The organism is Streptohalobacillus salinus, from assembly GCF_003201605.1.
GTDB lineage: Bacteria > Bacillota > Bacilli > Bacillales > Amphibacillaceae > Streptohalobacillus > Streptohalobacillus salinus.
Map to the genome: position 1 here is coordinate 61,307 of NZ_QJJR01000003.1, position 19,788 is coordinate 81,094.

Genomic DNA, 19,788 nt, shown 5'->3' on the forward strand with positions numbered 1-19,788 from the left:
TTCATAAACTAGGTCTTTCAGAATGACTGATCGTTTTGACAGCGCCTCCAATTAAATCCGTTTCCCTTCCAGACCTTTAACTTGACGCGTGATGCTCATAAATTATCTACGGGTATTGCCTCATTCTTTCGTTCAACTAGTCAATCCCTTTAATAAGGTCTACCCTTACTTTATAAACGCGAAACGATAAAAAGTTAACTGAGGTGACGATACGTAGAAAAAAAAAAAAAAAAAAAAGAACCCTATCCTCCTTCTTAAAGCAAGAAAGAGAGGATAGGGTTCTTCTACATCCATCGATCGGCATCAAAATGACTGGGTTTTTAAAATAAATACCCGAGTTGTTGAAACCACTGCATCAAATCGATGAAGAAATGACTCACTGTTGACCCGATGGTGATCGTTAAAAAAACCATCAATAACCGAGCTTCGGCTACTTTGTGCTTTTTGATTAACTGATCCACCCGCAAGGATTGAAGCGCACGCCACGTAAAGATAATAAAGATAAAATGCGAAATAATATTTACGATTGCTTGTGTACCAACTTCTTGAAACATCCTGCTTTTCCCCCTTTTATCTTTGCTGATTTTCCCACTTTAATCACACGCCTTTCCCTAGAAACACTGGGGCTACTTATAAATAAACCGCTTCATTTCCCAGGAAATATTGTTTGACTTGCTAAAAATCTTTAGCTTTTTTCAAAAACACCCTAAATAAAAAGCAGCAAATCCATACGTATTTGCTCGTCACCTCACTGGATAACGCTTTAGTCATAAGCATGCAACATTTCCACTCAAACGAAAAAGACTTTAACAAAAGGACTCACTCCCCGTTAAAGTCATTTTCTTATTGATTACCTGATATGTCTAAACGGTTAATCGCACGCTTTAGCGCCATTTCCGCACGTTTAAAGTCAACATGGTCTTTCTTCTGTTTAATCCGCCGTAAAGCACGTTCTTTTGCTTTACGGGCCCGTTCTACATCAATTTTCGCTGGCGTCTCGGCAGATTGAGCGAGTATCGTGACATGATTATCAATCACTTCGACAAACCCACCACCAATTGCCACCCGCATTGATTCATTATTTCTTTTAAGGCGGGCCGTGCTAATGATGAGTGGGGCAATCATTGCCGTGTGGTTCGGTAAAATACCGAGCTCACCTTGTTCAGCATGGACGACGACCATTTCAAACTCACCATCGACAATCTGACCATCCGGAGTAACGACCTCAACATATAAGGTTTGATCCATCGAGAATCCCCTCCTTACTCAGACATCTTCATTGATTTTTGCACCGCTTCTTCAATGGTTCCAACTAAACGAAATGCATCTTCTGGTAAATCATCGTAATGACCCGCTAAGATTTCTTTAAAGCCGCGCACCGTTTCCTGGACAGGGACGTAAGAACCTGCTTGACCCGTGAATTGTTCCGCCACATGGAAGTTCTGGGATAAAAAGAACTGAATCCGACGTGCTCTTGCGACAGTAACTTTATCTTGATCACTTAACTCATCCATCCCAAGAATCGCAATAATGTCTTGCAGTTCCCGGTAACGCTGCAACGTTTGTTGCACTTGCCGGGCAACATCATAGTGTTCATGGCCAACCACTTCTGGGTCTAGCGCACGGGAATTTGATGACAAGGGATCGACCGCTGGATAAATCCCCTGTTCGGACAACTTACGGTCCAGACTCGTGGTTGCATCCAAGTGCGTAAACGTGGTTGCAGGTGCTGGGTCAGTATAGTCATCGGCAGGGACATAAATCGCTTGAATCGACGTGACTGACCCTTGCGTTGTTGAGGTAATCCGCTCTTGCAAGCGCCCCATCTCTGTCGCAAGTGTTGGTTGATACCCAACCGCTGACGGCATCCGCCCTAAGAGCGCTGATACTTCAGAGCCGGCTTGGGTGAACCGGAAAATGTTATCAATAAACAGTAACACGTCTTGACGTTTCTTATCACGGAAATATTCTGCCATCGTTAACCCAGTTAAAGCAACACGCATCCGGGCACCTGGTGGCTCATTCATTTGGCCAAAGACCATCGCTGTTTTTTTGATGACACCTGATTCTTTCATTTCAAAGTATAAATCATTTCCCTCACGGGTCCGTTCCCCTACACCAGCAAAGACAGAGAGGCCACCGTGCTCCTGGGCAATGTTATGAATTAATTCTTGGATCAGGACCGTCTTACCAACACCAGCCCCACCAAAGAGACCAATCTTACCCCCTTTAATATAAGGCGCAAGTAAATCAACCACTTTGATGCCTGTTTCTAAGATTTCCGTTTCGGTTGATAATTTTTTGAATTCTGGCGAGGGACGGTGAATCGCATTTCTTTCAACACTCTCGGCGACCGGTGCTTCTCCGTCAATCGTCTCACCAAGCACGTTAAAAATACGTCCGAGTGTTTCTTCACCAACGGGCACCGAAATCGGTCGCCCTAAGTTCACTACCGCATCACCGCGGCGAATCCCTTCGGTTGCATTCATCGCAATCGTTCTTACTTTATGGTCACCTAAGTGAAGGGCCACTTCTAAGGTGACATCGACATCTTTTTCATTTTGATGCGCAGTTACCATCAACGCATCATATGTTTTTGGTAATTCCCCGTCCTCGAAGCTCACGTCGATGACAGGGCCTATCACTTGTACGACTCGTCCTTTACTCATCGATTCATTCCTCCTAAACCGGCAAAAGCGTTAGCTTTGTTGGGCATCTGCGCCACTCACAATCTCCGCTATTTCTTGGGTAATCTTCGCTTGACGGGCACGGTTGTACTGCAAGCGTAAATCGCCAATCATGTTGTCGGCATTATCTGTTGCTGAGCGCATCGCATTCATTCGTGATGCATTCTCACTCGCCTTACTCTCTAAAAAGGCGCCATAGATTAAACTTTCCGCATATTGTGGCAATAGTGTTTTTAAAATTTGTTCCTCACTTGGTTCAAATAAAAACTGACTGTGCATCTCTTCTTTTAAGTCCGGGACCTCAGCTTCAGTGATCAACGGTAAAATCCGCTTGACTGTCACTTCTTGCACCATTGCTGACTGGTAATGATTATAGACCAAACGGAGTTCATCAAACTCGCCGTCAATGTAAAACTGAACGGTATCGTAGGTCAAGTCCTCCAAATCACTGAAGTAAGGGTGATCCGGTAAGTCAGTCATCGAGCGCAACATCGGCATGTTGCGGTTTTTAAAGTACTCTTTCCCCATCCGACCAATCGCAATCAAGGTATACTCACTCTGGTGACGGTGGCGCTCACGAATCAAACGTTCGGTCTTCTTTAACACTTGTGAGTTAAACGGACCGGCAAGGCCACGATCGGCTGTCATTACCAAATAAGCAACTTTTTTGACGCGTCTTGGAATTAAAATCGGATGGTCATGATCACCGTAACTGGCGACAATGTGACGCACCATTTTTTCGATTTTTTCCGCATAAGGAACAAAGGCTGTACTGGACGTTTCAGACTTCCCAAGTTTCGATGCGGCAACCATGTGCATCGCATTGGTAATCTGCTTCGTCTTTTCCGTAGATGAAATACGTTTCTGAATTTCTCTTAATGACGGAATCATTGACGTCCCTCCTTAATACGATACACTAAACTGTGTGGTAAACGTGCGAATCGCTTCTTGCATATCGCCTTCATTATTGAGTTCACCCGTCACGCGAATATCGCGCAATACTTCCGGATACGCAGCGTCTAAATAGTCATAAAACTCTGCTTCAAACCGGGTGATGTCTTCAATTGGAATCTCATCTAAATGCCCTTTAATTAAGGTATAAATAATCATCACTTGTTTTTCCATTGGAATCGGTTTATGCAAGCCTTGTTTCAAGACTTCAATGGTCCGTTTTCCGCGGTTTAATTTTTTTATTGTTGCTTTATCTAAATCGGAGCCAAATTGCGCAAATGACTCGAGCTCACGGTAACTTGCTAAGTCAATTCTCAAGGTTCCTGATACTTTCTTCATCGCTTTCGCTTGTGCTGACCCACCAACACGTGATACTGACAAACCTGGATTAATCGCAGGTCTTACCCCACTAAAGAACAAATCAGATTGCAAGAAGATTTGCCCGTCCGTAATTGAAATAACGTTGGTTGGGATATATGCAGAAATATCACCTGCTTGTGTTTCGACAAACGGTAACGCTGTAAGTGAACCACCACCTAACTCATCATTTAATTTAGCTGCTCGTTCAAGTAAACGTGAGTGCAAGTAAAAGACGTCACCCGGAAATGCTTCACGACCTGGTGGTCGTTTTAAGAGCAGGGATAACTCACGGTAAGCTGCCGCTTGCTTTGATAGGTCATCATAGACGACTAAGGCATGCTCGCCGTTATACATAAATTCCTCACCCATCGCAACACCAGCATACGGCGCTAAGTACTGCAGTGGGGCTGGACTAGCGGCACCTGCATTGACAACGATTGTATAGTCTAAGGCACCGTGACGGCGGAAGGTTTCAACCGTTGCACGAACCGTTGAATCTTTCTGTCCAATCGCTACGTAAATACAGTACATGTTTTGATCTTTTTGATTTAAAATCGTATCAACGGCCACTGTTGTTTTCCCCGTTTGACGGTCACCAATAATTAGCTCACGTTGACCACGGCCAATCGGTACCAGTGCATCAATTGCTTTAAGCCCTGTTTGTAACGGTTCGTGAATCGATTTCCGCGCCATTACACCGGGTGCTTCTTGTTCAATCGGGCGCATTTTACGTGTTTTAATCGTACCTTTTCCGTCTAACGGTTGCCCGAGTGGGTTAACAACCCGGCCAAGTAGTGCTTTCCCAACAGGTACTTCCATAATCCGTCCGGTCCGTTTTACTTCATCGCCTTCACGAATCGATAGATGTGAACCGAGAATAACGACACCCACACGGTCTTCTTCTAAACTTTGAACCAAGCCCATGGTTCCATCTTCAAATTCGACCAACTCACCAGATAAAACATTATTCAAACCATAGATTTGGGCAATCCCATCACCGGTTTCAATGACTGTCCCGATATCTTCGACTTCGGTATCATTCTGATAATATTGAATTTGTTTTTTGATCAGGGCACTTATTTCTTCCGCTCTGATTTCCATCGCATGTCACCCCTGTCATCGTTTATACAATGGCACAAAGTTTTGGCGCATTGTTTTTAATTTCTTTTTCACACTTGCATCATAGACCCGTTGATTAATAACAATTTTAAAGCCACCTAAAACGTCTTCATCAATCACGTTCGCAAGTGTTAACTCTTTATAGCCGAATTTCTCAGCAAAGTGTGTTTCAATTTCAGTTAATTCAGCTGGACTCAGCGCCTTTACCGTCAATACTTTACCGACCCCAATCCCGCGTTGTTCGTTAAGCAAATATAAATAATGATCGACCATATGAGGCACATCGACCTCGGCATGGTGTTCAACCATAATCAGTAGTATCTTAACCACTTCACTTGAGAAGGTCATAAAGGTTGACTTAATAATCCGGGCGCGGTGCATCCATTGTTTCGGATCTTGTAAGAATTGAACAATATCTGATGGCTCGCTAAATGCTTGGCGAATCGCCATCAGTTCGCGTTCGATTAAATCTTCGTGGCCCCGTTCTACAGCCGCATCATATAACGCTTCTGCATAACGGCGGGCCTTTATTCGGTTTTTCATACCAAATCGTCTCCTATAGTATCAAGACGTTCCTGAATCAAACGTTTTTGATCTTCTGGACTCATTTCTTTCTTAATGATGTCCATCGCAATCTGAAAGGCAATCTCCGCGACGGTTTCTTGCATCTCTTGGAACGACTCTTTGCGTTCGTTCTCGATTTCATCTTCAGCATCCATTCGCATTTGACGCGCCGTTTGTTTTGCTTCTGAAACAATGGAGTCTTCCAGTTTCGTTGCCGATTGCTTCGCTTCAACAACTAAACGTTTTGCTTCTTTACGCGCTTCTAATAGCTTTTCATCTGCTTCAGATACATACTTTTCTGCTTCTTTACGTTTCGCTTGTGCCGTTTCAATTTCTGTTGCGACAAAGTTTTCTCGTTCTTCCATGACTTTGATGATCGGTGCCCAGGCAAACTTTCTAAGTAAGACTAATAAAATCGCAAAACTAACCAGCACCACGATGGTATCAACAATATAAAAACCACCAACAGTCGCGCCGAGTGTCATATTGATAGGTGTAAACAAGGTCTCCCACTCCTTTCTTCCTTCACTCGCTTTTATCTCTTCAGCAAGTGTGCAAATGTTACTGTTTCAATTGGTTCTATAAAATCATAAAGGCAACAACGACCGCTAGAATAGGAATCGCCTCAACTAATGCGATACCAATTAACATGATCATTTGGAGTGGACCACGTAATTCCGGTTGACGTGAGATACCTTCAAGTGTACTTTTTACGATAATACTGTTGGCAAAACTTGCACCGAGTGCAGCAAGACCAACTGCGATTGCAGCAGCGATAGCTTCCATGTTTAATTTCCTCCTAATGAGATATCAGTCACGCTGACTGATTCTTCTTTTTGTTTTTTAATGATTAACTCAGCTTAAACCGTCTGTTTAAGCTGTGACTTGCTTATTTTTACGTGTAACGATTGAGACATCATCCATAAGCGCTGTCTAGTGATCAATGACTTTATGTGACATGTACACCATGGATAATGTCGTAAAGATAAAGGCTTGAATCGCGCCAACAAAGAGACTAAAGCCTTGCCATAATAACATTGGAATAATGGCACCGAGTACGGTTACGGATGCCATTCCAGCGAGCAAACTTAAAAGAATCTCACCGGCAAAGATGTTTCCGTATAAACGAAAACCTAAGGTCATTGTATTGGTGAACTCCTCAATTAATTTAAATGGCAGCATGATGGATACCGGCGTGATAAACCCTTTTGCGTATTTTTTCGCGCTACGCATTTTCACACCATAATAGTTTGATAAAATAATTACAAAAGCTGCAAGCGTTAAGGTTACCCCTGCGTCAGCCGTTGGTGACTTCCAGTAAACGTCCCCGTTATAAACACCGACAACCATAATCCCTAAAATGTTACTAATAAAAATAAAGGTAATTAACGTCAGTGCGAGCGGTAAGAACTTTTTACCGGTCCGCCAGTCCATTGAGTCATTAATGATGCCTTTGACGAAATCAACTAAATATTCAACAGCGTTTTGTATCCCGGTTGGCTTCATCTTTAAGTTGCGGGTCGCAAGAACCGCTAAGACAAAGGTCACCACACAGGAGACAAGCATCATCACCACGGTTGAAACATTCATGCTTAACCAAGGAATCCCAAAGATATTCTCGATAATGGGTGCACCATGATCCATTCTATTTTCCCCCTTCTCTTTAGATTAGTCTTTGTTAACGACAAAAAACGCCGTCCCTAACACAATCACGTACTTTAACATTAAACCTATAATTACTGCGTAAAGGTTGATTGCTTCAGGAAAACGCAAACTTAGGACAACGACAAGTAAAGCTGCGCCAATTCGGCTAATTGTCCCAGCTAGTATAAAGCGTTTATTCCCCTCAACAATCCGAACGAGTTGTTCGGTTTCTTTTTGAAGTAACCATAAGTTTATGTAGCTTACACTCGCACCGAGTAGTAAACCAACTAAAACAGGATGTGCCATAGAGATAAGCGTCAGTGTGATTAGTAAGCAGATGCTCCATTTAAAGATACGGTGTTGCCATTTCATTAAGTGTTGATAATTCTCCACATCTTTACCACCTTTTCACACACGTCTATAACCGTCGACTATTCACATTATAGCACCAAATTTATAAAATGCATCCCAATCACTAGAATTTCCTCACATAAAAACGTTTTCAATGTGCTTTTTTCTGAATAAACCGCTTTATTCTTGCGGATTACGTAAACCTCAGTAAAAACGTAGGTTTAATGCACATGTGCTTGGGTGCAGCCTATTATTCGGTACCCCTTACATATATAGGCACACGTAACTAGCTACGGTGATGACGTTGCGTTATTTGGTAGCGCCTCCCCTTTCTTTGTCAACCAATTAAAGACCAAAAAACTCGCCTGAGCTCAGGCGAGTTTTAGTCGATGCTTTTTCTTCAACTGTCGTGTGCATTGTCTTTTATGAGGATGCGACTAACAAATTGCATTTTGTCGTTTAATCGAATGTTTTCTTCTTTTATCGCACCGTGAATAATAAAAATGCGTTCTTCCCAATCCGGTGAATAACCGTTTATCTTTTCGTGCGTTGTAATTGTTAATTGATCAGCGCTAGCTTCCATGTGAATGTCACACTCAAAGCATGCGCCTGTTTCATGGTTGAGAGACAAGCCATCATCTTCATAAAGGGTATATGACTTCGACTCATTTGCTTGAGGATAGAGATGGATAAAAAGTTGCTTATCTTTTTCATTTGTTGACGCTTTTGGCGCTGTTAGTGGAATAATCGCACCTTCCTTAATAAAGATCGGCAGGGTATCGATATCCGCATAGACCAAATGATATTTTCCGCCAACTCTTTTTTGGTCGGTCCAATAATCAATCCAGGTTCCTTCTGGCAGATACACAACGCGGTGATTTGTAGAGGGCGTCAAAATTGGTGCGACCAAAACGTCTTCGCCTACCATGAATTGATCATATATATTAACCGTCTGTTCATCATATGGAAATTCTAATAACAATGGCCGCATAACGGGCATGCCTGTGCGACTTGCTTCTTTAAAAACATTATACAGGTACGGTAACCACACGTACCGTTCTTCAATATAGCGTTTAATCATTTCTTCATAACGTGTACCAAACGACCATAGTTCTTGATGGATAGAGTTTAACACACTATGGTTTCTAAAGTATGGTGTGAATAAACCGACTTGTGTCCAACGCGTTAATAATTCCCCGTTTGAATCATTCGCAAATCCACCGACATCAGGACCACAAAAAGCAACGCCAGAAAGCTCAAGATTCATACACATCGGTAAAGCCATTTGTAGATGCTCCCAAAAACTCCGGTTATCCCCTGTCCACACGGTGGCATACCTCTGGATCCCTGCATAACCTGCCCGTATTAAGACAAAGGGTCGCTTATTTGCTAACTCATCTTTTAACCCTTCGTGCGTTGTTGCACCCATCATCATGCCATAAATATTGTGCAACTCACCGTGCGTTTTCGGCTGACCGTTGTTCTCATGAATAACCGCTAAATCCATTGTCTTCGTTTCATTAAAAACCGAGGGTTCATTCATATCATTCCATACCCCTTCAATCCCTAAATCGGTATAAAATTTGTGCTGTTTCCCCCACCATCGCCGGGTTTTCTCATTTGTGAAATCAGGAAATGCACTTCGCCCCGGCCAGACATCGCCATGGTAAACGTCACCTTTGCTGTATTTACAAAAATGGCTTTCATTTGTCTCTTCACGGTAAATCGGATAATTCTCACCCGCTTTCACACCAGGGTCGACAATGGGCACTACCCGAATACCATCTTTCCTTAACTCTTCGATTAATTTTTTCGGGTTTGGAAACCGGTTTGAGTCAAAGGTAAACACGCGGTACTCATCCATGTAATGGATATCTAAGTAAATCGCATCTAGCGGTACCCGCTTTGCTTTAAATGTTTCAACTAATTCTCGCACTTCTTTTTCTGACTTGTAACTATAGCGCGACTGGTGGTAACCCAATGACCACTTCGGTGGTAATGGCATCTTGCCCGTTATCGTCGTGTATTGTTGAAGCACGCCTTTAGCTGTCGACCCAATGAATAGATAGTAATCCAACTGTTTCGAATCAACCGTGAAACGATAGGTCGTTAACGACGATTCGCTTTATTTTCTGCTTGTGCGTTAAAACACTTGAGCGTTAAGATTTGGCACCAATAATGATAAAAGCGCCCACACCATGAGAACAGTTCCTCATGGTGTGAACGCGAATTGCTTTCGTAACATCAATAGCTAGAAAGGCGCTTTATTCGACAGTAAAGTCTGCTGGTCGTTCGTTACGCTGTGCAAAGTGATAACGAATCGCTTCACAAATCCGTGCACTTGCCTTGCCATCGCCATAGGGATTGGACGCTTTTGCCATCTGATTATAGCTGTCCTGGTCACTTAATAATGTATCAGCAAGATTAAAAATCGTCTCCTCATCCGTTCCGGCCAGTTTCAACGTCCCACTTGCCACACCTTCTGGTCGTTCCGTGGTATCACGTAAAACAAGAACGGGTACACCGAGTGAAGGTGCTTCTTCTTGGACACCACCAGAATCGGTTAAAATCAATTCGGCACGTGACTGAAAGTTATGAAAGTCAACCACGTCTAGTGGTGGGATTAAATCAATCCGGTCATGTTCACCTAAAATCTTATTCGCCGCCTCTTGGACGAGTGGGTTTAAGTGCACGGGATAAACAACATGAATATCTTCGTGAGCATCGACCAACCGACGAATCGCTCGGAACATCTGTTGCATATTCTCACCTAAATTCTCACGGCGGTGTGCTGTCATTAACACCAAGCGTTTCTCACCAATCGTATCAAGTAACGGGTGCGTGTATGTAGCGGTCACCGTGGTGTTTAACGCATCAATGGCAGTGTTCCCCGTAATAAAGATCGTTTCTTCCTGTTTGTTTTCGGTTAATAAGTTCTCTTTTGATTGGGTAGTCGGAGCAAAATGCAGATCACTCATAACCCCCGTCAATTGACGGTTTATCTCTTCAGGAAAGGGCGAATACTTGTCCCACGTTCGTAGGCCTGCTTCAACGTGACCGACCGCGACTTGATTGTAGTACGCTGCAAGCGAGGCAGCGAATGTCGTCGTGGTGTCCCCATGTGCTAAAACAATGTCAGGTTTCGCTTCCCTAATAACTTCATCTAAGCCCATTAAGGCACGGGTTGTCACCCCGGCAAGGGTTTGTTTCGGTTGCATAATATTTAAATCATAGGTCGGGGTGATACCGAAGATTGATAAGACCTGGTCTAACATTTCTCGGTGTTGCGCCGTTACCGTTACAATTGTTTCAAATTGGTCACTACGCTTCTGCAGTTCTAACACCAGTGGTGCCATTTTAATCGCTTCCGGACGCGTTCCGAAAACAGGCATGACTTTAATCTTCTTCATCTTTATGTACTCCTTTGTTGATCGATTTTTTGATGATGATGCATCTAATATAGCACAATCTGACTTGCTTTTAAATCAATAGGATAACCCTTTCCCTACTGGTATTAAAGGCGAGTGCTAGAAGCAGCAACCCTGCAATCCGCACTGCGCGTTTAAACGTTTCCTTTGTCTCACTACCTTGAGTAACGCCTAAGCTTGATCCGTTGTTTTATGTCCCTTTCTTATTCATTCTCTGGCCTATCCGCTAAATACTATAGCGACTAAAACAAAACTTTTTTATTTTGCCGCTAGCTAGGCACAGATTATTTGTTAAAGGGATGACGCGTTAACGCTTGTCTTGCCAAAATAAAAATGCACGAAAGCCTTAAGACCTTCATGCATTGCTCGTATCACTATTAAACAGGTATTACTTCGTTCCGTATAAACGGTCACCAGCATCACCAAGACCTGGGACAATATATCCGTGATCATTCAGCTTCTCATCCATGGCTGCAAGATAAATATCCACTTCTGGATGTGCTTCACGAATCGCTTCGACACCTTCTGGTGCGGCAATCAGACACATCAGTTTGATGCTTTTAGCGCCACGGTTTTTTAGTGACTGAATCGCATCACTTGCACTCCCGCCAGTCGCAAGCATCGGATCAACCACAATTAAATCACGCTCTTCAATATCGTTTGGCATTTTAAAGTAATATTCATGTGGCATTAATGTATCCGGATCACGGTATAGCCCAACATGACCAACTTTTGCTGTTGGAATGTGACGAAGTACGCCTTCTACCATTCCTAACCCGGCACGTAATATTGGAACAATCCCGATTTTCTTACCCGTCAACACGTACGACTTTGTCGTTGTTACAGGGGTTTCAATCGTTACCTCTTCGACTGGTAAATCACGGGTGATTTCATAAGCCATTAATCCAGCGATTTCATCAACCAATTCCCGAAATTCTTTCGTGCCTGTTTCTGTTTTTCTTACGTACGTTAACTTATGCTGGATTAAAGGGTGATCTAATACAAATACATTTCCCATCATATACGCTCCTCGTCTTCGATATTTAGGCTCAACCGATAGCCCGGTAAACACACTACTTAAAAGTGTACCTTTAAAACAAGTTCGTTTCAAGTCTATTTATTGATTTCGATATACTTTCTCGGTCGGTGTGTCACAAGCTAGTGACAACTAAATGAAGCGCAGTGGCTACCCATTGAAAAAGAGCACCTAAAGGAGGCGCTCTTCTGAATTGAACCGTTATGTTAAAAACTGATTATTTGTAAAGGGGAAACCGGTCGGCCAATTGCTTGACACGAAGACGCGCTTCCGCTTTTTTCTCTTCATCATCTAAATGTTTTAAAGTGAGGGCAATAATCTGACCCACTTCTTTTAACTCGTCCTCTTTGAAACCACGTGTCGTTACCGCTGCCGTCCCGACTCTGACACCACTTGTTACAAAAGGCGATTCCGGATCGAAAGGAATGGTATTTTTATTAGTGGTAATGCCAATGTCATCAAGGGCTTCTTCAGCGACTTTACCGGTAATCCCTAAACTTGTAACGTCAAGTAAAAGCAGATGATTATCTGTTCCGCCAGAAACAAGACGAATCCCTTCAGCTGTTAACGATGCTGCAAATGCTTTGGCATTCTTCTTGATTTGAACAGCATAATCTTTAAAGCTTGGTTCCAAGGCCTCTTTAAAGGCAGCGGCTTTCGCTGCAATCACGTGCATTAACGGGCCACCTTGAATCCCAGGAAAGACAGCCTTATCAATTTGTTTGGCATACTTTTCTTTTGTTAAAATCATTCCACCACGTGGGCCACGGAGTGTCTTATGCGTTGTTGTTGTTACAAAATCACTAAAAGGAACAGGATCTGGATGTTCACCGACAGCAACTAAACCAGCAATGTGCGCCATATCAACCATCAAATAGGCCCCGACTTCATCGGCAATTGCACGGAATTTTTCAAAGTCAATTTCACGTGGGTACGCACTAGCACCCGCAACAATTAATTTTGGCTTAACCGCTAACGCTTTCTCACGAACCACATCATAATCAAGTATTTCTGTCTCTTTATCCACACCGTACTCTTCGAAGTTATAGAGCTTTCCACTAAAGTTTACTGGGCTACCATGCGTTAAGTGACCACCGTGTGATAAGTTCATTCCTAGTACCGTATCGCCCGGTTCTAAGAAGGCATGATAAACAGCCATGTTAGCTTGAGCACCTGAATGTGGTTGGACATTGGCGTGTTCAGCACCAAAAATTTTCTTAGCTCGATCACGCGCTAAGTTTTCAGCAATATCAACATACTCACAACCGCCATAGTAGCGCTTATCAGGATAACCTTCGGCGTACTTGTTTGTTAAAACGGATCCTTGTGCTTCCATGACCGTTTCAGAAACGAAATTCTCTGAGGCGATTAACTCAATCTTGTCATTCTGACGCCCACGTTCTAATTCAATTGCTTCAAATAGCTCAACATCATTCGCTTGTACATGTTTCATCCAGTTTGTTCCCCCTTGATTTCTCTTGTTTTTTATAAGAAAAGGCCTCACACCTTCTACTTAACGATAGATAGCCCGCTCGCCACCAATGAGTTTTGGACGTGTATAAGCACCTGTCACACGTGCTTTCCCAATTTGTTTCGTTTTAAATCTTAACGGAACAGCCACTGCTTTTAAGTGCATCCCTATCATGGTTTCCCCAATATCAATCCCGGCATGAGCCGAAAGCGACTCAACAACGACGGCATCGTCCATCTCATGATAACTATAGGTTGCCATCGACCCACCCGCATGTGGGTGAGGGACCACCGTTACTTCCGAAAGGTCATAACGCATCATCGTTTCACGTTCAACAATCAACGCCCGGTTAAGATGCTCACAACATTGAAAAGCAAGCTGCACGCCTGTTTCTTTCTTCAGGCGCTGCATTGCTTTAAAAATAACTTCCGCGACTTCCACACTTCCCGTTGTTCCAATTGTGTCGCCCAATACTTCACTGGTCGATGTGCCAACCACAAATAATTGACCGGACGTTAAGGTGTCGCGTGCCAACCACTCATCCACAAGTTGATTTAGTGTATCTAGTAATGCTTGTTTATCCATTTTTTTGTTCATAGTCAGCCAGTTTGTTGATTCGGCGTTCATGACGCCCGCCTTCAAACTCGCCACCTATCCAAATTTTAACGATTTCTTTCGCTAAATCGACCCCGATTACGCGCTCACCGAGGGCAAGGACATTCGAATCGTTATGTTCCCGGGTGACGCGCGCAGTGTAACAGTCATGCGTTAGTGCGCAACGAATGCCTTTAACCTTGTTCGCTGAAATCGACATGCCAATTCCCGTGCCACAAATAACGATTCCACGATCGTATTCACCACTTGCGACCCGTTCTGCTGCGGGAATCCCGTAATCAGAGTAGTCACATGAATCTGATGAACCACAACCGATGTTGTTCACTTCGATGCCTTCATCTTTAAGAAATGCTTCAATTTCATCTGCGAGTTTGTAACCACCATGATCTGACGCTAAGATAACTTTCATTAATTTCCACTCCTCTATTTATATTTTCACTCTACTTCTATTGTACTGAAAGAAACGATCCTTGAACAGTTGGAAGGCTTATTTCTTTGTTAAGTTCAAGCGTTTCACTAACTGATCGATGGCTGCCTCAATTGTCTTAAAGGTCTCAAGATAGACGGCCGCGTTACCCCCAAAGGGATCCGGAATGTCTGGTGAAGGTAACCTTGCTTCAAGTGTTTCAATCGCTTGGTAACTTGCTGCAAGTTCAGCAAGTGGTACATCTTCGCCACTTACTTGTTGTTGATGCTTTTCTTCAAAGACGAGATACGCATCCTTCAAGGCTTGCCACTCGTCTTCAAATGCATCATAACTATATGCTTTTAACGTATCTGTTTTATCAATCGCTGCTGGGAATTGTTGTTGAATCATTCTTTTATGTTGACGGGTCATCGTAAGAATTAAATCGGCTGCTTTAACATCCGTTTCTGTTAGGTTACTTGCTTGTTTATCAAAGACAATGCCATTTGCAGCAAGTACCTGCTTGGTGCCTTCACTCATGTCGGCACCTTCACGGGCCATCAGGCCTTTAGAATCGACGTCAACTGTTGTTTTTGTTGCGAGTAATGCTTCAGCCATTGGGCTCCGACAGGTATTACCGGTACAGACAAATAATACTTTCACTGTAGAAAACCTCTCCTCTTCTCAAAACTGAATAGCTAAATCATAACATAGCTTTTTTTCATGCACCACTACAAATGTGAAAAGATTCTGATTTTTATCCACAAGTGGACAAGCCGTGGATAACGCGAAAAACCTCTAAAGAGATAAGCGATTCGTTATCTCTTTAGAGGTTTGATTATATCCTGGCCTTTAAGCATCCGGAAATGCGATGTAGGTGGCTGCTTTTCTTAACCGGTTCATCACGGCTTGACCCACACCATCTTCGTTAAAGGTCTCCGCAAGGATGATATCGACATCGCTTGATTTAAAGGTTCGCAGCGATTGGTACAGCTGGTTTGCGACCGAGGCTATTTCTTCGCGCGATCCACAACTGACGACAACATCAGCCGCTATTTCACGACTTAATTCCTCACTAACAAGGACGCCTACTTTCTTACCTTCTTGCTGATACTTATGCAGTTGTTGACCGAAAAAAGCCGCATCACCCTCGATAAGAATTAACGGGACTTCTGGTTCATAGTGGGTATATTTCATCCCCGGTGATTTCGGGGCAACCTTCGTTTCTGCTTCTGTCAAATCGATGACCGCTTCCTGCAAGACTGTTTCTAATTCTTGTTTCGTCACGCCACCTGGACGTAATATTGTTAGTTCGTCCTTGGTACAATCGACAACAGTCGATTCCACCCCAACCCCAGTTGGACCGCCATCTAAAATCGCTTTAATTTTACCGTTTAGATCTTGAAAGACATGGACCGCACTCGTGGGTGAAGGCTTCCCTGATAGGTTAGCACTTGGTGCCGCAATTGGTCGCCCAGCTGCTTCAATCAGTTGCCTCGCTGCTGGATGATCAGGAATTCTGACACCGACGGTGTCAAGACCCGCTGTCACATTTTTGGCGATGGTTCCATTACTTTTTAAGACAATCGTTAACGGTCCCGGCATAAAGGCATCAATCAATAGCCGTGCTTTAGTAGGAATCGTCTCAACATACTGCGCCAATTGTTCAACATTACTTAAATGGACAATTAACGGATTATCCGATGGTCTTCCTTTGGCTTTGAATATTTTATCAATGGCTATTTCACTCGTCGCATCTGCGCCAAGTCCGTAGACCGTCTCGGTTGGAAACGCCACAACTTCATGCGCCTTTAAAAACTGGGCCGCTTCCTTAATATTCTCATCATTCCAAAGTAGAAATGCAGTCTGCATCTTTCTCACACCTTCCCTTGCCGTTATACACAGCTTTTCCCCTATTTATCCACAAATTGTTGATAAGCTTGCTTGCTTTTACCTGCGTGACATGATCTGTTTATATTTGCTTCACATAAATAGTTATCCCCAAGTATTTTCATCGTGCAACTTATACTTATCCACACAGTTATCCCCGTTTTCTCATGTAAATGTGGGTAACGTCCTAACTTAACCACAGGTTATTCACAAACCACTTACCGTTTAGTTACCCCTAATCTTGCAAAAACAAAACGGTCGCGACCAAACATATCTTGACGTACCGTAATCTCTGCCTCTGGAAACACCTCACGAATGAGCGCGGCTACTTTATCACCTTGACTAAAACCAATCTCAAACGCCAATAAACCCTTTGTTTTTAAAACCGTTTTTGCTTCGCTAATAATCTTACGATAGCTATAAGTCCCCTCTTCTTCAGTAAAAAGTGCTAGCTCCGGGTCAAAATCCCGGACTGTATCACTCAGCATCGCTTTTTCATGATAGGCGATATAAGGGGGATTGGAAACAACGACGTCCACCTGATGGGGCTCAGGTAACCATGCCGATAAGAAATCACTTTCAACAAAACGGATATCCGCCTCTAGACGTTGACTATTCAGCTTGGCAATTTTTAGCGCATCTGTTGAAATATCAGCTGCTTCTACCTGAAGTGCTGGGCACTCTTTCTTTAAGGTTATCGCAATTACCCCACTCCCCGTACCTACATCTACGACGCGAAGGCCTACTGGATCTTTCGATACCATTTCAAGCACCATTTGAACAAGCTCTTCTGTCTCTTGACGCGGGATTAAGACCTGATCAGAGACGCTAAAGATACGGCCGAAAAATGTTTCGACCCCAGTTAAATGTTGGACCGGCACACCTGTATGCGCATGACGTTCAACATCCTTCATCACTAAAGCGAATTGTTCGTCCGTGATTACATCTTTTAGGTGCATCAATAAATCTAGTTTACTAAACTGTAAGTGATGGCGCAAAAGAATTTCGGCTATTTTTTCTTCACGCTGATGTTTGGTTAAAAAAAGAGAAGCCCGTTTGAGGGCTTCTTGAACGGTTACAGTCATCTTAATCACCAAGCTGATCCATTTTACTTGTTTGTTCTTCCATCGTTAACGCATCAATAATCTCACCGAGTTTACCTTCTAGAATTTGATCCAGTTTTTGAATCGTTAAACCAATCCGGTGATCGGTCACCCGGTTTTGTGGGAAATTGTAAGTACGGATCCGCTCTGAACGGTCACCCGTTCCAACGGCAGATTTACGGTTTTGGTCATATTCTGCTTGTACTTCACGTTGAAATTTATCATAAACACGGGCACGAAGAATCTTCATCGCTTTTTCTTTGTTCTTGATTTGTGATTTCTCATCTTGCATCGATACGACTGTCCCTGTAGGTTCGTGCGTTAACCGAACCGCTGACATGGTCGTGTTAACACTTTGTCCCCCAGGTCCACTAGAGGTAAAGGTATCGACACGAATATCTTTCTCATGAATGTCCACTTCTACTTCTTCTGCTTCTGGCAGGGCGACAACTGTCGCCGTTGAGGTATGAATACGTCCACCTGATTCTGTTTCTGGTACCCGCTGAACACGGTGCGCCCCATTTTCAAACTTCAAGCGAGAATATGCGCCTTTTCCGTTGATCATAATAATTACTTCTTTGTAGCCACCGACATCGGATTGCGACGCTTCCATCACATCAACTTTCCAACCTTCTGTTTCCGCAAAGCGTGTGTACATTTTAAATAAGTCCCCGGCAAATAAAGCGGCCTCATCACCACCAGCTGCCCCGCGAATTTCCATGATTACGTTCTTGTCATCATTCGGATCCTTCGGTATCATCATCACTTTTAATTTCTCTTCAAATGCTGGAAGTTGTGGCTCAAGTTCATCTATTTCCATTTGAATCATTTCACGCATGTCGCTATCTTTTTCACTCTGCAACATTTCTTTCGCACCTTGGAGCTGTTCGTTTACATCTTTGTACTCACGATACGTTGCCACGATATCCGACAAGTCTGATTGTTCTTTAGAATACTCTCTTAGTTTATTGGTGTCACTAATCACATCTGGATCACTCAATAATTCATTTAGTTTTTCATAACGTTCTTCTAACGATTGTAATTTATCTAACACGGCTTTCCACCTCATTTGATTTAAGTCCTACCCATTATTATATAACAGGCGGTAAAGCTAGTCAAAGTTTGATTTCAATCGCCGCCGCCTTCGATACCGTCACGCATCCATCTGCCGTTGTTAAGCTGAGAAATAGAAACTTCCCGCTTGCTTAGCTGTTATCCCCATGTGAATAACAGCTGCAATCGCACGGCGGTTTATCCACAACCAGTCGTGGCTTACTTGCCGGACTTATGCGAGAGCTGTTAACGTATGGAAGGAGATTTTACATGCGTGTCTGCTGCTTACTTTTAGAGTCGTGGACAACTAGCTAAACCTCATCTTTTATCTATTGCACGACCGCTTTATCCGTTATTGTCCGACAAGAAAAGAAAGCTAACCGGGCCGCATAATGTTATAGCGCTGGTTAGCTTCCTTTTCGTTATTTAGATATCAGTCGATCTTTTTGTCTACGGTTACTTTTGACATGTGGATTCAATTTTATGTTTCACCGGACGATTTGGGACGTCGTGACAGTGACGACAACGTGGTTCATACGATTCACTTGCTCCGACTAAAATAATCGGATCATCGTAAGAGGCTGGTTTCCCATCAATCAGGCGTTGGGTTCGGCTAGCTGGTGAGCCACAGTGGGGACAAATCGCATTCAATTTTGTCACGATTTCACTTTTCGTCATTAATTCAGGCATCACCCCAAAAGGTTCCCCACGAAAGTCTGTATCGAGACCAGCGACAATGACCCGGTAACCTTTGTTAGCAAGTTCATCAACAATGTCAACAATCGCTTGATCAAAAAACTGAATTTCATCAATCCCTATCACATCAATCGTTTCATCAATGTGTTCAATAATTTCAGAGGCCGTTGCGACAGGGCGCGCGAGAATCGTCGTCCCATTATGTGAAACAACCGATTCCTCATGGTAGCGTTTATCAATCGCTGGTTTAAAAACACGAACCGTCAAGTTGCCATATGTAGCGCGTTTGATTCGACGAATCAACTCTTCTGATTTACCGGAAAACATGCTGCCACAAATTAATTCAATCCAACCACTCTGCTTCATAATATACATAAGCGAGGATACCTCCTTAAAATTCAAGAAAAAATCTAT

The 19,788-nt window shown here is 43.2% G+C and carries 21 protein-coding genes; all 21 read right to left on the reverse strand.

The genetic code is table 11. From position 1 onward, the window contains the following. Positions 1-320: 320 nt before the first annotated feature. The gene (locus DES38_RS03315; protein WP_110250674.1) at positions 321-554 is read right to left on the reverse strand and encodes a DUF1146 family protein; all 234 of its coding nucleotides are present in this window, start codon (positions 552-554) and stop codon (positions 321-323) included. A gap of 289 nt (positions 555-843) precedes the next feature. After that, entirely contained in the window at positions 844-1,248 is a 405-nt protein-coding gene (locus DES38_RS03320) for a F0F1 ATP synthase subunit epsilon (protein ID WP_110250675.1), read from the reverse strand. A gap of 14 nt (positions 1,249-1,262) precedes the next feature. Further along, positions 1,263-2,669, reverse strand: a complete 1,407-nt coding sequence (gene atpD, locus DES38_RS03325) for a F0F1 ATP synthase subunit beta (protein ID WP_110250676.1) — start codon at positions 2,667-2,669, stop codon at positions 1,263-1,265. Between the two features lie 30 nt (positions 2,670-2,699). Continuing rightward, a complete protein-coding gene (gene atpG / locus DES38_RS03330; RefSeq protein ID WP_110250870.1) occupies positions 2,700-3,575 on the reverse strand; it encodes an ATP synthase F1 subunit gamma in 876 nt (291 codons plus the stop codon). 15 nt (positions 3,576-3,590) lie between these two features. After that, on the reverse strand, positions 3,591-5,099 hold the full coding sequence (gene atpA / locus DES38_RS03335; RefSeq protein WP_110250677.1) for a F0F1 ATP synthase subunit alpha: 1,509 nt from the start codon (positions 5,097-5,099) through the stop codon (positions 3,591-3,593). A gap of 15 nt (positions 5,100-5,114) precedes the next feature. Continuing rightward, on the reverse strand, positions 5,115-5,660 hold the full coding sequence (gene atpH / locus DES38_RS03340) for an ATP synthase F1 subunit delta (protein ID WP_110250678.1): 546 nt from the start codon (positions 5,658-5,660) through the stop codon (positions 5,115-5,117). Beyond that, the gene (gene atpF, locus DES38_RS03345) at positions 5,657-6,184 is read right to left on the reverse strand and encodes a F0F1 ATP synthase subunit B (protein ID WP_110250679.1); all 528 of its coding nucleotides are present in this window, start codon (positions 6,182-6,184) and stop codon (positions 5,657-5,659) included. Before atpF ends, atpH begins: the two co-directional genes overlap by 4 nt. A gap of 76 nt (positions 6,185-6,260) precedes the next feature. Beyond that, positions 6,261-6,467, reverse strand: a complete 207-nt coding sequence (gene atpE / locus DES38_RS03350) for a F0F1 ATP synthase subunit C (protein ID WP_110250680.1) — start codon at positions 6,465-6,467, stop codon at positions 6,261-6,263. A gap of 147 nt (positions 6,468-6,614) precedes the next feature. Beyond that, a complete protein-coding gene (gene atpB / locus DES38_RS03355) occupies positions 6,615-7,325 on the reverse strand; it encodes a F0F1 ATP synthase subunit A (protein ID WP_110250681.1) in 711 nt (236 codons plus the stop codon). A 24-nt stretch (positions 7,326-7,349) separates the two neighbouring features. Further along, positions 7,350-7,718: an ATP synthase subunit I gene (locus DES38_RS03360; RefSeq protein ID WP_110250682.1), complete on the reverse strand. Its 369-nt coding sequence runs from the start codon at positions 7,716-7,718 to the stop codon at positions 7,350-7,352. 358 nt (positions 7,719-8,076) lie between these two features. Further along, complete coding sequence (locus tag DES38_RS03365) at positions 8,077-9,753, reverse strand: glycoside hydrolase family 31 protein (protein ID WP_110250683.1); 1,677 nt, start codon at positions 9,751-9,753, stop codon at positions 8,077-8,079. Positions 9,754-9,940: 187 nt separating this feature from the next. Beyond that, on the reverse strand, positions 9,941-11,086 hold the full coding sequence (gene wecB, locus DES38_RS03370) for a non-hydrolyzing UDP-N-acetylglucosamine 2-epimerase (protein WP_110250684.1): 1,146 nt from the start codon (positions 11,084-11,086) through the stop codon (positions 9,941-9,943). Positions 11,087-11,492: 406 nt separating this feature from the next. Continuing rightward, positions 11,493-12,122, reverse strand: a complete 630-nt coding sequence (upp, locus tag DES38_RS03375) for a uracil phosphoribosyltransferase (protein WP_110250685.1) — start codon at positions 12,120-12,122, stop codon at positions 11,493-11,495. A 235-nt stretch (positions 12,123-12,357) separates the two neighbouring features. Beyond that, positions 12,358-13,593 (reverse strand): serine hydroxymethyltransferase, encoded by a 1,236-nt coding sequence (gene glyA / locus DES38_RS03380; RefSeq protein WP_110250686.1) that lies wholly within the window; start codon positions 13,591-13,593, stop codon positions 12,358-12,360. Positions 13,594-13,653: 60 nt separating this feature from the next. After that, a complete protein-coding gene (locus DES38_RS03385) occupies positions 13,654-14,238 on the reverse strand; it encodes a TIGR01440 family protein (protein ID WP_245881950.1) in 585 nt (194 codons plus the stop codon). After that, positions 14,189-14,635: a ribose 5-phosphate isomerase B gene (gene rpiB, locus DES38_RS03390; RefSeq protein ID WP_110250688.1), complete on the reverse strand. Its 447-nt coding sequence runs from the start codon at positions 14,633-14,635 to the stop codon at positions 14,189-14,191. Before rpiB ends, DES38_RS03385 begins: the two co-directional genes overlap by 50 nt. A gap of 78 nt (positions 14,636-14,713) precedes the next feature. Next, positions 14,714-15,295 carry a low molecular weight protein arginine phosphatase gene (locus DES38_RS03395; RefSeq protein WP_110250689.1) on the reverse strand — a complete coding sequence of 194 codons (582 nt, stop codon included), beginning with the start codon at positions 15,293-15,295 and terminating at the stop codon, positions 14,714-14,716. Positions 15,296-15,484: 189 nt separating this feature from the next. Next, the gene (locus DES38_RS03400) at positions 15,485-16,504 is read right to left on the reverse strand and encodes an L-threonylcarbamoyladenylate synthase (RefSeq protein ID WP_110250690.1); all 1,020 of its coding nucleotides are present in this window, start codon (positions 16,502-16,504) and stop codon (positions 15,485-15,487) included. 236 nt (positions 16,505-16,740) lie between these two features. Then, complete coding sequence (gene prmC / locus DES38_RS03405; RefSeq protein ID WP_110250691.1) at positions 16,741-17,607, reverse strand: peptide chain release factor N(5)-glutamine methyltransferase; 867 nt, start codon at positions 17,605-17,607, stop codon at positions 16,741-16,743. A gap of 1 nt (position 17,608) precedes the next feature. Further along, complete coding sequence (gene prfA / locus DES38_RS03410) at positions 17,609-18,679, reverse strand: peptide chain release factor 1 (protein WP_110250692.1); 1,071 nt, start codon at positions 18,677-18,679, stop codon at positions 17,609-17,611. Positions 18,680-19,134: 455 nt separating this feature from the next. Then, positions 19,135-19,749 (reverse strand): thymidine kinase, encoded by a 615-nt coding sequence (locus tag DES38_RS03415; protein WP_110250693.1) that lies wholly within the window; start codon positions 19,747-19,749, stop codon positions 19,135-19,137. Between the last annotated feature and the right edge of the window lie 39 nt (positions 19,750-19,788).